Origin of the sequence: uncultured Aureimonas sp., from assembly GCF_913775355.1 — a bacterium.
In the GTDB taxonomy this organism is placed as follows: Bacteria; Pseudomonadota; Alphaproteobacteria; order Rhizobiales; family Rhizobiaceae; genus Aureimonas.
The window spans coordinates 1-13,070 of record NZ_CAJYIU010000079.1 but is presented as its reverse complement, the minus strand read 5'-3'; the positions used below and the strand labels follow the sequence as shown (position 1 = coordinate 13,070).

The window sequence follows — 13,070 nt, the reverse complement described above, 5'->3', positions numbered from 1 at the left end:
CGCCTCCATGTCCGACATCGCCTGCCCCGGCGGCCTCGCCGCCGCGCCCGACACCGAAACGCCCGGCCCCGCCTGGCCTGCGGTGTTCTCACTGTCCTTCGGCGTCTTCGGTCTCGTCACCGCCGAGTTCCTGCCCGTCAGCCTGCTGACGCCGATGGCCGCCGAACTCGGCGTCACCAACGGCGCGGTGGGGCAGGCGATCACGGCGACGGCGGTCGTCGCAGCGCTCGCCGGGCCGCTCCTAGTGCTCGGCTCCGGTCGGCTCGACCGGCGCGTCATCGTCTGGGCGCTGATGGCGATGCTGGTCGTGTCCAGCGTGCTGACGGCCTTTGCGGGCAGCGTCGGCGTCCTCCTCGTGGCGCGCGGGCTTCTCGGCTTCGCGCTCGGTGGCTTCTGGGCGATGATGACGGCGCTCGCCCTGCGGCTGGTGCCGCCGGCCGACGTGCCGCGCGCCATGTCGATCATCGTGATGGGCGTGTCGGTCGCGACCGTCGTCGCCGCGCCGCTCGGCGCCGCGCTCGGCGCGCTGTGGGGCTGGCGGGCGACGTTCCTCGCCGCAGCGGCGCTCGGCGCCCTGTCGCTCCTCGTCCAGCTTCTCGTCCTGCCGCGCCTGCCCTCGGTCGGCGCGCCGGGTCTTGCGAGCTTCCGCGCCGCCCTGTCGCGGCGCGCGGTGCTGATCGGCTTCGCCACGGTGATCATCGTCGTGTCCGGCCACTTCGCCGGCTTCACCTTCATCCGCCCGTTCCTGGAAGAGGTGCCGCGCCTCGACGTCGCGACGATCTCGCTGGCGCTTCTCGCCTTCGGCGTCGGCGGCTTTCTCGGCAACCCGGTGGCCGGGATGATCGCGGCGCGCAGCCCGGCGTCGGCGGCCGGCGGCGTGTCGCTCCTCATCGGCGCGGCCTCGCTCCTGCTGGCGCTGTTCGGCGGAACGCCGGCCGTGGCGTTTGCCGCCGTCGCGCTCTGGGGCTTTGCCTTCGGCGGCTTCCCGGTGGCCGTCTCGATCTGGAATGCGCGCGCGGCGCCCGACCTTGCCGAAAGCTCCGGCGCGCTCCTCTCCTCCTCGTTCCAGGTGGCGATCGCCAGCGGCGCGCTGATCGGCGGTCTCCTGATCGACGGGATCGGCCCGCACGGCGTCATCGTCTATGCCGCCGCCGCCGTGGTGCTCGGCGCCGGCGTGATGCTGACGCTCGGCCGGGCGGCCGAACGTACGCGGGCGGGAGCGTAAGAGCTATCGCCTAGCGCCAGGGCGTGACGGACACCCCGCCGAAGAGCTGCTCGCGCGGGATCTGGAAGATGAAGTAGGGGTTGATCATCGGCAGCGCGCTCACGGCATCCAGCCGGGCGCGCTGGTCGTCGGACAGCGTCACGTCGAGCGAGGCGACGTTGGCGTGCACCTGATCGGGGCGGCTCGCGCCGATCAGGACGCTGGAAACGCCGGGCCTTTGCGTCACCCACGCGAGCGCCACCTCCGCCATCGAGCGACCGATCTCGCCCGCAATGCTGCGCACCACGTCCACCACCGCGAAGTTGCGCTCGGTGAACAGCATCCCGCCGAACGGGTTGTCGCCGTCGAGCCGGCTGCCGCCGTCGCTCGTCCCGTTGGCCTGGTTGGGCACCGTGCCGGCAGGGCCATGGGCCTCCAACTTGTCGCGGCCGTACTTGCCGGTGAGGAGCCCGGCGGCAAGCGGGCTCCAGGGCACGAGGCCGAGGCCGAGCGCCTCGCCCGCCGGCAGGATCTCGAGTTCCACGCCCCGGTCGATCAGCGAATAGGCGTATTGCAGGCCGATCGGCTCGGGCAGGCCGTGAGCGCGCGCCAGGGTCGCGATGCGGGCGGCATACCAGGCCGGCGCGTTGGAAAAGCCGTAATGCAGGATGTCGCCGCGCCGCACCGCGTCGGTGAGCGCGCGCAGCACCTCCTCCGGCGGCGTCGTGCGGTCCCAGACATGGGTCCAGTAGAGATCGATCCGGTCGGTGCCGAGGCGCTTCAGCGAGCCTTCCAGGGCCCGGCGAATGTGGCGCGCGCCGTTGCCGCCCATCAGCGGCACGCCGCCGCTCTCCGGGAAGCCAAACTTGGTCGCGATCACCAGCCGGTCGCGCACCCCCCGCTCGGCGACGAGACGGCCGAGCATCGTCTCGCTGGCGCCCCCGGAATAGATGTCCGCCGTATCCACGAAGTTGCCGCCGCGCTCGAGATAGGCGTCGAGGATGGCCGCGGCCCCCGCCTCGTCGGCACCCCAGCGCCCCGCGCCGAAGGTCATGGTGCCGAGCGCCAGCGGGCTGACGAGAAGGCCGGAGCGCCCAAGCGCGCGAAAATGGGTGAGGTCCATTCGTGTCTCCTGTCGAACGATGAGACGAACATAGCGGGCGGTGCCGAGCCGGATTAGGATGCGTCTCGGCCAAGGGCTTGTGAGCGGGGTTCATCAATGCGGCGTGGCGACCTCGACGATCTTGCCCTGTTCGCCGCGATCGCGCGGGCGCGCAGCTTCACCCGCGCGGGCGCCGAGCTCGGCCTGTCGCCCTCGGCGCTCAGCCACGCCATGCGCCAGCTGGAGGCCCGGCTCGGCGTCCGCCTTCTCGCGCGCACGACGCGCAGCGTCGCGCCGACGGCCGCGGGCGAGCGGCTGCTGGCCGCGCTCGGCCCGGCGCTCGACGCGGTGGAGGGCGGGATCGCGGCGCTTGCCGACTGGCGCGACGCGCCGTCCGGCACGCTCCGCCTCACCACCTTCTCCTATGTCGCGCGCACGATCCTCACGCCCCGCCTGCCGCAGTTCCTGGTCGATCATCCCGACATCGCGGTCGAGGTGGTGGTGGACGACCGGCTGGTGGACCTCGTGGCGGGCGGCTTCGACGCCGGCATCCGGCTCGGCGAGAGCGTCGAGCTCGACATGGTGACGGTTCCGGTCGGGCCGCCGCTGCGCACGGTGGTGGTGGCGACGCCCGGCTACTTCGCTGCCCGCCCGGCGCCCGCGACGCCCGCCGATCTGCGGGACCATGTCTGCGTCAACTATCGCCTCGTCGGCGGCGGCGGGCTCCTGCCCTGGGAGTTCGAGCGGGACGGGCAGGCGCTGCGCGTCAAGGTCGGCGGCCAGCTCATCGTCAACGACGAGCGGCTGGCGGCGGGGGCTGTGCGGGCCGGCGCCGGGCTCGGCTACATGATGGAAGACGACGTCGCCGAGGACATCGCCGCCGGGCGCCTCGTTCAGGTTTTGGACGCATGGTGCGCGCCGTTCGACGGATGCCGCCTCTATTATCCGAGCCGGCAGGCCACGCCGGCGCTGCGCGCCCTGATCGAGGCGTTTCGCTGGCCCCGCCCGGCGGGCTGACCGCCACCGCGGGTCCGGCGCCCCGCAAACTCATATGGATTTTTTACGCCGGGCCGGCGCAATCGAATGGGCGATCCCGAAAGGAGGGTTCGCATGTTCGATCTGATCTACCTGGCCGTGGGGCTGGGCTTTTTCGCGTTGATGGGCGCCTACGCGCGCTGGGCGGTCCGGGCCTGACGATGTTCGACCTCGTCCTCGGCGGCGCCGTCGCGCTCGCCCTTGCCGCCTACCTCGTCTACGCGCTCGCGCGTCCCGAGCGGTTCTAATCCCCTGTCCTGAAAGTCGGATGCCATGACCCTTGTCGGCTGGCTGCAAATCATCCTCATCCTCGCGGCCGTGGTCGCGTTCGCCATTCCGCTCGGCGCCTTCATGGGCCGCGTCTTCGCGGGCGAGCGGACCGTCCTCACCCCCATTCTCGGTCCCGTCGAGCGCGGCTTCTATCGCCTCGCCGGCATCGACCCGGCGCGCGAGCAGGGCTGGCTCGCCTATACGCTGGCCATGCTCGCCTTCAACGCGGCCGGCTTCGTGCTCCTCTACGCGATCCTGCGCGCCCAGGCCTTTCTGCCGCTGAACCCGCAAGGGTTTTCGGGCATGTCGCCGCATCTCGCCTTCAACACGGCCGTCTCCTTCGTGACCAACACGAACTGGCAGTCCTACGGCGGCGAGACGACGCTCAGCCATCTCAGCCAGATGGCCGGCCTCACGGTGCAGAACTTCCTGTCGGCGGCGACCGGCATCGCGCTGGCCGTCGCGCTGGTGCGCGCCTTCGCGCGCTCGGGCGCCCAGACCGTCGGCAACTTCTTCACCGACATGACGCGTGCCACGCTCTACGTCCTCCTGCCGCTCGCGATCGCGACCGGTCTCTGGCAGGTCTCGATGGGCACGCCGCAGACGCTCGAAGCCTCGGCGACCGTCCAGACGCTGGAAGGCCAGCCCCAGACGCTGGCGCTCGGGCCCGTCGCCTCGCAGCTCGCGATCAAGCAGCTCGGCACCAACGGCGGCGGCTTCTACAACGCCAACTCCGCCCACCCTTATGAGAACCCGTCGCCGCTCTCGAACGCGCTGACGATCTGGCAGATGCTGGTGGTCTCGACGGCGCTCGTCTTCGCCTTCGGCCGGCTGATCGGCGACCGGCGTCAGGCCGTGGCGATCCTCTCGGTGATGGGCCTTCTCCTCGTTTCTGCGACGGCGGTCTGCTACTGGGCCGAAAGCGCCGGGACGCCGGTCCTGGCGGCGGCCGGCCTCGACCCCACCGGCGGCAACATGGAGGGCAAGGAGGTCCGCTTCGGGCTCGCGGCTTCCGCCTTCTTCGCCTCCGTGACGACCGGCCTGTCGGACGGCGCCGTCAACGCCATGCACGGCTCCTTCACGCCGATCGGCGGCATGGTGCCCATGGTGCTGATCATGCTCGGCGAGATCCTGCCGGGCGGCGTCGGCTCCGGCCTCTACGGCATCCTCGTGATCGCGATCATCTCGGTCTTCGTGGCGGGCCTCATGGTCGGCCGCACCCCGGAATATCTTGGCAAGAAGATCGAGGCCAAGGAGATGAAGATGGCGGTGCTCGCGATCCTCATCCTGCCGACCGCGATCCTCGGCTTCTCGGCGGTCTCGGCGGTGCTGCCGACGGCGCTGTCGGGCCTCGGCAATGCCGGCCCGCACGGCCTGTCGGAGATCTACTACGCCTACACCTCGGCGGCCGGCAACAACGGCTCGGCCTTCGGCGGCCTGTCGGCCAACTCGCCCTGGTGGAACACGACGCTGGGCCTTGCCATGCTGCTCGGCCGCTTCGCCTACATCGTGCCGATGATGGCGATCGCGGGCTCGCTGGTGACCAAGACCAAGCTCGCGCCCTCGGCCGGCACCTTCCCGACCCACGGGCCGCTCTTCGTCGGGCTTCTCGCCGGCATCATCCTGATCCTCGGCGGCCTCCAGTTCTTCCCCGCGCTCGCCCTCGGCCCGATCGCCGAGCAGGTGCAGATGCTGGCCGGAAAGACCTTCTGACGACCTTGGGCGCGGCTCGGCCCCGACGCCGGGCCGCCCCTCACGAACCGTCACCCATTCTTCGTCGGTCCCCATCGAGGACCCGACCACAAGGACACTCCCCATGGCTGCCAAGGCCGCAACGTCCACCTTCCGGCCCGACCTCGTCGGCCGGGCCACGGTCGACGCCTTCAAGAAGCTCAATCCCGCAGCGCTGATGCGCAACCCGGTGATCTTCGTCACCGAGGTCGTGGCGGCGGTCGTCACCGTCCTCTTCGTGCGCGACCTCCTCGCCGGCAACCCGCTCCTCTTCACCGGCCAGATCATGGCCTGGCTCTGGTTCACGGTGCTGTTCGCCAACTTCGCCGAAGCCATCGCGGAAGGGCGCGGGCGGGCGCAGGCGGACTCATTGCGCAAGGCGCGCACCGACACGGTCGCCAAGCGCATGGCCTCGGCCAAGGACCGCACCGCCATCCAGTCGGTCTCGGCGCTCGACCTGAAGGTCGGCGACCACGTGCTGGTCGAGACCGGCGACCTCGTGCCGGGCGACGGCGAGATCGTCGAGGGCATCGCCTCGGTGAACGAGGCGGCGGTGACGGGCGAATCGGCCCCGGTGATCCGCGAGGCGGGCGGCGACCGCTCGGCGGTCACCGGCGGCACCACCGTCGTCTCCGACTGGCTGGTCGTGCGCATTACCGCCGCGCCCGGCTCCTCGTTCCTCGACCGCATGATCGCGCTCGTCGAGGGCGCCGAGCGGCAGAAGACGCCGAACGAACTGGCGCTCACCATCCTCCTCGTCGGCATGACGCTGATCTTCCTGATCGCCGTCGTCACGCTTACGGGCCTGTCGTCCTATGCGGGCGCCGCGGTCTCCGTGCCGATCCTCGTCGCGCTCCTCGTCACCCTCATCCCGACGACGATCGGCGGCCTCCTGTCGGCGATCGGCATTGCCGGCATGGACCGCCTGATCCGCCACAACGTTCTCGCCATGTCGGGCAAGGCCGTCGAGGCGTCGGGCGACGTCGACACGCTGCTTCTCGACAAGACCGGCACGATCACCTTCGGCAACCGCATGGCGTCCGAGTTCGTCGCGGTGCCGGGCGTCACCGATACGGAGACCGCCCAGATCGCGGTCGAGGCCTCGCTCGCCGACGAGACGGCGGAAGGGCGCTCGATCCTGGTGCTGGCGCGCGAGAAGTACGGCATTGCCGTCCCCGAGACGGCGCGGGACGGGGCGATCTTCATCCCGTTCTCGGCCGCCACCCGCCTGTCGGGTGTCGACATGGGGGGCAAGACCATCCGCAAGGGCGCAGTCGACGCGATCCGCCGCTTCGTGCGCGAGACGGCGGGCCGCGAGGTCGAGGAGCCCGCCGCCTTCACCCAGGCCGTCGAGCGCATCGCGAAATCCGGCGGCACGCCGCTGGGGCTTGCCGAGAACGGCCGCTACATCGGCGTCATCCACCTGAAGGACGTCGTCAAGCCCGACATCAAGGAGCGCTTCGCCGAGCTTCGCCGCATGGGCATCCGCACCGTCATGGTGACGGGCGACAACCCGGTCACCGCCGCCGCGATCGCGGGCGAGGCGGGCGTCGACGACTTCATCGCCGAGGCGACGCCGCAGGACAAGCTGAACTACATCCGCAACGAGCAGCGCCAGGGGCGGCTGGTCGCCATGTGCGGCGACGGCACCAACGACGCGCCGGCGCTCGCCCAGGCCGATGTCGGCGTCGCCATGCAGACCGGCACGCAGGCCGCCCGCGAGGCCGGCAACATGGTGGACCTCGATTCGGATCCGACCAAGCTCATCGAGATCGTCGGCATCGGCAAGCAGCTCCTGATGACGCGCGGGAGCCTGACCACCTTCTCGATCGCCAACGACGTCGCGAAATACTTCGCCATCATCCCGGCGCTGTTCATCGCGGCGATCCCCGAGCTCGGCGTCCTCAACGTGATGCGGCTCGCCACGCCCGAAAGCGCGATCCTCTCGGCGGTGATCTTCAACGCCCTCGTCATCGTCGCGCTGATCCCGCTGGCGCTGCGCGGCGTGCCCTACCGGGCGATGGATGCCGCGACGGTGCTGCGCCGCAATCTCCTGATCTACGGCCTCGGCGGCATCCTGGTGCCCTTCGTGGGCATCAAGATCATCGACCTTGCGGTCTCCGCCCTCGGCCTCGCCTGAACCCCGTCCAAGGACAGCTTCCATGCTCTCGCAACTTCGCGCCGCGGCGACGCTCCTCGGCCTCCTCACCCTCCTTCTCGGCGTCGCCTATCCGCTGGCGATGACCGCCGTCGCGGGCGCCGTCTTCCCGGTGCAGGCGTCGGGCAGCCTCGTCGACCGCGACGGCCGGCCGGTCGGCTCGTCGCTGATCGGCCAGGCCTTCACGGACGCCCGCTATCTCCAGGGACGCCCGTCGGCCGCCGGCACCGGCTACGATGCCTCCTCCTCGTCGGGCACCAATCTCGGCCCCACCAGCGCCAAGCTCGCCGAGCGCCTGAAGACGGACGGCGAGGCGATGAAGGCGGCGACCGGCGCGAGCGTCCTGCCCGCCGACGCCGTCACCACCTCGGGCTCGGGCCTCGACCCGGACGTCTCGCCGGCCTTCGCCGAGCTTCAGGTGGCGCGCATCGCCGGCGCGCGCGGGGTCGACGCCGATCTCGTGCGCCGCGCCATCGCCGACAACACCGCGGGCCGCACGCTCCTCGTCCTCGGCGAGCCGCGCGTCAACGTCCTGGCGGTGAACCTCGCGCTCGATGCGCTCGCCCCCGCAACGTCGACGCCCGCGCCGACCCCGACGGCCTCCGCCGACCGGCCCGCCGGCTGACGCGAACGCGCCCGGCGGGAGACCGCCGGGCCCCGACCTGCTATGGCGGATCCGACAGGAACGGACATGCGATGATCAAGGGAGACGGACCCCGCGCCTCTGCGGACGCCCTTCTGGCCGGCGCCGAACGGGAGGGGCGCGGCCGTCTTCGCCTGTTTCTCGGCGCCGCGCCCGGCGTCGGCAAGACCTTCGCCATGCTGCAGGCCGCCCACGGCGCGGCGGGCGCCGGGCGCGGCGTCCTCGTCGGCATCGTCGAGACGCATGGGCGCGCGGAGACGGAGGCCATGCTGGCGGGGCTCGAGGTCCTGCCGCGCAAGTCCATCCCCTACAAGGGGCGATTGGTCCCCGAGTTCGACATCGATGCCGCGCTCGCCCGCCGCCCGCAGCTTCTTCTCGTCGACGAATACGCCCATTCCAACGTGCCCGGCTCGCGCCATCCGAAGCGGTGGCAGGACGTCGCCGAGCTTCTCCAGGCGGGCATCGACGTCTGGACCACGATGAACGTCCAGCATGTCGAGAGCCTCAACGAGGTGGTCCAGCGGATCACGGGCGTGCGGGTGCGCGAGACGGTGCCCGACACGACGCTGAAGGTCGCCGACGAGATCGTGCTCGTCGACCTGCCGTCGGACGAGCTGATCCGGCGGCTCGCCGAGGGCAAGGTCTATGTCGAGGACACGGCCACCCGCGCCACGCAGAACTTCTTCAAGCCGTCCAACCTCACCGCGCTGCGCGAGCTGGCGCTCCGGCAGGTCGCGGCCCGCGTCGACAGCGACCTTCTGGAGCGCATGCAGGGCGGCGCGATCGAGGGCCCGTGGCCGGCGGGCGAGCGGCTCCTCGTCTGCCTCGGGGCGACCGGCACGCCGGAGCGCCTCGTGCGCGAGGCCAAGCGCCTCGCCGACCGGCTCGACGCGCCCTGGTTCGCGGTCACGATCGAGCGGCCGGGCCTGTCGCTGGCGCCGGCGGACGCCGCCCGCGTCGAGGCCGCGCTGCAGCTCGCGCGCACGCTCGGCGCCGCGACGCAGAGCCTCGTCGGCACCGACTTTCCCGGCGAGCTCCTGCGCTTCTCGCGCTTCGAGAACGTCACGCAGATCGTCGTCGGTCAGGCCCGCGCGCGGGGCCGCTGGTCCTGGCCGCTCCGGCCGAATCTCGCCGACGCGCTGGTGCGCCGGGCCTCGGGGATCGCGATCCATGTCCTGACCGAGGAGACGGCGGGCGGCCGGGTGCGGCGGCCGATGCCGGATCGCGGGCCGCTCACGGGCTATGCGACGGCGGCCGTCGGCGTCGCCGTCGCGACGCTCCTCGGCTCGGTGATGCGCCATTTCGTGGCGCTGCCGAACGTCTCGATGCTCTACCTCCTCGCGGTGCTCCTGCCGGCGCTGCGCAGCGGCGTCTGGCCGGCGATCCTCGCCTCGTTCCTGTCGTTTGCGGCCTACAACTTCTTCTTCATCGACCCGACCGGCACCTTCACGGTGGCGCGCCCGCACGAGCTTCTGGCGCTCGCGATCTTCCTGATCATCGCCGTGTCGATCTCGGCGGTGGCGGGCCAGGCGCGCGAGCAGATGAAGGCCTCGGCCGTCCGCACGCGCGCCGCGCGCCGGCTCTACGAGTTTACCCGCACCCTCTCGGCGCTCGCCGATGCGGAGCGCGTGATGGAGGCGGCGGCGAGCGAGATCAACGCGGCGACGGGGCGCGCCTGCGTCATCCTGCGACCGTCCGGGCCGGACCTTGTGATCGCCAGCGCCTGGCCGCCCGACGACCGGCTCGACACGCCCGCGCGCACCGCCGCCCGCTGGGCCTTCGAGAAGGGCGAGCCGGCGGGCGCCGGAACGGGCACCCTGCCGTCGAGCGGCTGGTCGTTCCTGCCGTTGCAGGCGCCCGACGGGACCGTCGGGGCGCTGGGGCTGGAGCATCCGGCGGATCGCGGGCCGCTCGACGTCGAGACGCGCACGCTGCTTGCCGCCCTCGCCGAGCAGACCGCCGCCGCGCTCCACCGCGCGCTCCTGTCGACCGAGGTGCGCCGCGCCCGCACGGCGGCGGAGACCGAGCGCGTGCGCAACATCCTCCTCGCCTCGATCAGCCACGACTTCCGCACCCCGCTCGCCTCGATCCTCGGATCGGCCACCGCCCTCATCGAATACGAGGAGCGGCTGGAGCGCGATGCGCGCCAGGATCTCCTCGCCGAAATCCGCGACGAGACGAGCCGGCTCGACACGATGGTGCGAAACCTTCTGTCGATGACACGGCTGGAAGCCGGCGCACTGGAGGTGCGTCGCGACTGGATCGACGTCACCGAGGCGCTGGAGCGGCAGATCGATCTCGCCCGGCGGCGCGGGGCGACCCAGGATTTCCATCTCGTCGAGACGGCCGAGCGCATCCTCGCCTTCGTCGACGGAAACCTCCTCGACCAGGCGCTCGCCAACATCGTCGGCAACGCCGTGCGCCACGCCGGCACGCAGGCGACGGTGACGCTGCGGGCGCGGCGCGACGGGGAGACGGTCGCGATCCGCATCGCCGACGACGGGCCCGGCGTGCCGGAGGATCTCGCGCCCTTCGTCTTCGAGAAGTTCACGCGGGCCCGCGCGCCGACTGGGGCCGACGGCGGCGACAGCGCCGGGCTCGGCCTTGCCATCGCCAAGGGGATCGTGGAAGCCCAGGGCGGGACGCTCTCGCTTCTGCCCCCGGAGCCGGGGACGAAGGGCGCCGTGTTCGAGATCCGGCTGCCGGGCGGGGAGGGCGCATGAGCCGTGCGACGATTCTCGTGGTGGACGACGAGCCGGCGATCCATCGCTTCCTGAAGCCTTCGCTGACGGCCGAGGGCTACGCCGTCCTTCAGGCTGCCAACGGTGCGGAAGGGCTGCGGCTTGCCACGACGAGCGCGCCCGACGCCCTGGTGCTCGACCTCGGCCTGCCCGACATCGACGGTCTCGTGGTGATCGAGCGGCTGCGCCTCGTCTCGGACGTGCCGATCGTCGTCCTGTCGGCGCGCGACCGCGAATCGGAAAAGATCCGGGCGCTCGATCTTGGCGCCGACGACTACGTCGAGAAGCCGTTCGGTATCGGCGAGCTGATGGCGCGCCTGCGCGCCGCGCTCCGCCACCGGCAGAAGGCCGCGAGCGCCGGGCCGTTCCAGGCCGGCGACCTGTCGCTCGACCTCGAGGCGCGGGTGGTGCGCAAGGGCGAGGCCGAGGTGCGCCTGACGCGTCGCGAGCTCGCGCTCCTCACCGTCCTCTTCCAGAATCTCGGCAAGGTCGTCACGCACCGCACCCTCCTGCGCAAGGTCTGGGGCAAGGCCAACGAGCACGACACGCAATATCTGCGGGTCTATATCGGCCACCTCCGCCAAAAGCTGGAGGACGACCCGAGCGCGCCGCGCCGCGTCCTCACCGAGCCGGGCGTCGGCTACCGGCTGGTGTGACCGGCCAAGACAGCCACGCCGGAACGATCGCGGTTTCGTGTTCGACGGATCTTGAAAGCGTACGTTTCTGACACATGCAAGTTGACGCCATTAGCGGCTCTTCAACCCACGCGATCTATCGTGGACGCTCCTTTCGTGTGGGGTCCATAATGCTGCGCAACCGATCGCTGCCGGTCAAGCTGACCATGATGCTGGCGTTCAGCCTTCTGCTGGTGACGGTTCTCGTCAGCGTCTCCGGTATCTTCCTTCTCCATTCCGACGCCGTCGGCCGGGCGCGCGATCGCCAGGAGGTGAACATGCGCGTCGCCTGGGACGTCCTGTCGTCCTACGGCAAGACCTATGCGCGGCGGGGCGACGTGCTCTATGCCGACGACACGCCGCTGAACGACGCGTCCGACGCGGTGGACCGCATCAAGGCGCTCGTCGGCGGCACGGCGACGATCTTCATGGGCGACAAGCGCGTGGCGACCAACGTCAAGAAGCCGGACGGCTCGCGCGCGGTCGGCACGACGCTGGCGGCAGGTCCCGTCTACGACGCGGTGCTGAAGGCCGGCACCTCCTTCCGCGGCGAGGCCGACATTCTCGGCACCTCCTATTTCACCGCCTACGATCCGATCCGCAACGCCAACGGCGAGACGATCGGTGTCCTCTATGTCGGCATTCCGCAGGCCGAGTTCCTCGCCTCGATCGAGACCCTCCAGCGCACGCTGATCGCGGTCAGCATCGTATCGGCGCTTCTCGTCGGCGCGCTCTACTACTGGACGGTGCGCCGGATGATGGCGCCGCTGAAGCCCCTGATCGACACGATCGGCGACGTCGCGGAAGGCCGCACCGACGGCACGGTGGCCGGCATGGACCGCGGCGACGAGATCGGCCGGATCGCCCGCTCGGTCGAGAAGCTGCGCGAGGCGCGCATCGCGCAGCGCCAGCTGGAGATCGACGCCGACGCCTCGCGCCAGACGCAGGCCGCCAGCGCCGAACGCCAGCATGCTCTCGACAACGCCAAGGCCGAGGACCTTCGCGCCTTCGTCCATGCCGTCGAGGCGGGCTTCGCGCGCCTGTCGGCCGGCGACCTGACCGTGCGCATGGATCAGGCGGTGGCGCACGAGTTCGAGCCCATCCGCATCCAGTTCAATCAGTCCGTCTCCCAGCTGGAGGCCACGATCGGTCAGGTCGTCTCGGCGGTCGGCGCAATGCGCTCCGGCCTCTCGGAGATCACGGTGGCGGCGGGCGACCTCTCCCAGCGCACCGAGCAGCAGGCGGCCAACCTGGAGCAGACGGTGGCGGCGCTGGGCCAGGTGACGCGCGGCGTCGGCGAGATGGCAGCCCGCGCCGACGCCGCCCGCCAGTCGGCCTCCACCGCCTGCCGCGAGGCCGAGCGCGGCGGCGAGATCGTCTCGCGTGCGGTCTCGGCGATGGCCGAGATCGAACAGTCCTCGGCGCGGATCGGCAACATCATCGGCGTCATCGACGAGATCGCCTTCCAGACGAACCTTCTGGCGCTGAACGCGGGCGTCGAGGCCGCGCGCG

The 13,070-nt window shown here is 71.2% G+C and carries 10 protein-coding genes; 9 read left to right on the top strand and 1 reads right to left on the bottom strand.

Going from position 1 to position 13,070, the window contains the following annotated elements; translation table 11 throughout:
* Positions 1–7: 7 nt before the first annotated feature.
* A complete protein-coding gene (locus QZ753_RS05805) occupies positions 8–1,225 on the top strand; it encodes an MFS transporter (protein WP_294641807.1) in 1,218 nt (405 codons plus the stop codon).
* Positions 1,226–1,235: 10 nt separating this feature from the next.
* Here the strand turns inward: QZ753_RS05805 and QZ753_RS05800 are convergent, their stop codons facing one another.
* Positions 1,236–2,327 (bottom strand): aldo/keto reductase, encoded by a 1,092-nt coding sequence (locus QZ753_RS05800; protein WP_294641805.1) that lies wholly within the window; start codon positions 2,325–2,327, stop codon positions 1,236–1,238.
* A 96-nt stretch (positions 2,328–2,423) separates the two neighbouring features.
* On the opposite strand from QZ753_RS05800, the gene QZ753_RS05795 reads away from it, so the two are divergent.
* The 8 genes from QZ753_RS05795 to QZ753_RS05765 form a co-directional block, all read left to right on the top strand.
* Positions 2,424–3,323 carry a LysR family transcriptional regulator gene (locus QZ753_RS05795; protein WP_294641804.1) on the top strand — a complete coding sequence of 300 codons (900 nt, stop codon included), beginning with the start codon at positions 2,424–2,426 and terminating at the stop codon, positions 3,321–3,323.
* 179 nt (positions 3,324–3,502) lie between these two features.
* Positions 3,503–3,589, top strand: coding sequence for a K(+)-transporting ATPase subunit F (gene kdpF, locus QZ753_RS21030; protein WP_082505146.1), 87 nt, complete (start codon positions 3,503–3,505; stop codon positions 3,587–3,589).
* Between the two features lie 25 nt (positions 3,590–3,614).
* Complete coding sequence (kdpA, locus tag QZ753_RS05790; RefSeq protein ID WP_294641803.1) at positions 3,615–5,324, top strand: potassium-transporting ATPase subunit KdpA; 1,710 nt, start codon at positions 3,615–3,617, stop codon at positions 5,322–5,324.
* Positions 5,325–5,427: 103 nt separating this feature from the next.
* Complete coding sequence (gene kdpB / locus QZ753_RS05785) at positions 5,428–7,482, top strand: potassium-transporting ATPase subunit KdpB (RefSeq protein WP_294641801.1); 2,055 nt, start codon at positions 5,428–5,430, stop codon at positions 7,480–7,482.
* Between the two features lie 22 nt (positions 7,483–7,504).
* The gene (kdpC, locus tag QZ753_RS05780) at positions 7,505–8,125 is read left to right on the top strand and encodes a potassium-transporting ATPase subunit KdpC (protein ID WP_294641799.1); all 621 of its coding nucleotides are present in this window, start codon (positions 7,505–7,507) and stop codon (positions 8,123–8,125) included.
* A 71-nt stretch (positions 8,126–8,196) separates the two neighbouring features.
* Entirely contained in the window at positions 8,197–10,866 is a 2,670-nt protein-coding gene (locus QZ753_RS05775) for a sensor histidine kinase KdpD (protein ID WP_294641797.1), read from the top strand.
* Positions 10,863–11,540, top strand: a complete 678-nt coding sequence (locus QZ753_RS05770; protein WP_294641795.1) for a response regulator — start codon at positions 10,863–10,865, stop codon at positions 11,538–11,540. The genes QZ753_RS05775 and QZ753_RS05770 overlap by 4 nt, the downstream gene beginning before the upstream one ends.
* A 149-nt stretch (positions 11,541–11,689) precedes the next feature.
* Positions 11,690–13,070: methyl-accepting chemotaxis protein (locus tag QZ753_RS05765; RefSeq protein ID WP_294641793.1), on the top strand; the 1,381-nt coding region annotated here is incomplete at its 3' end.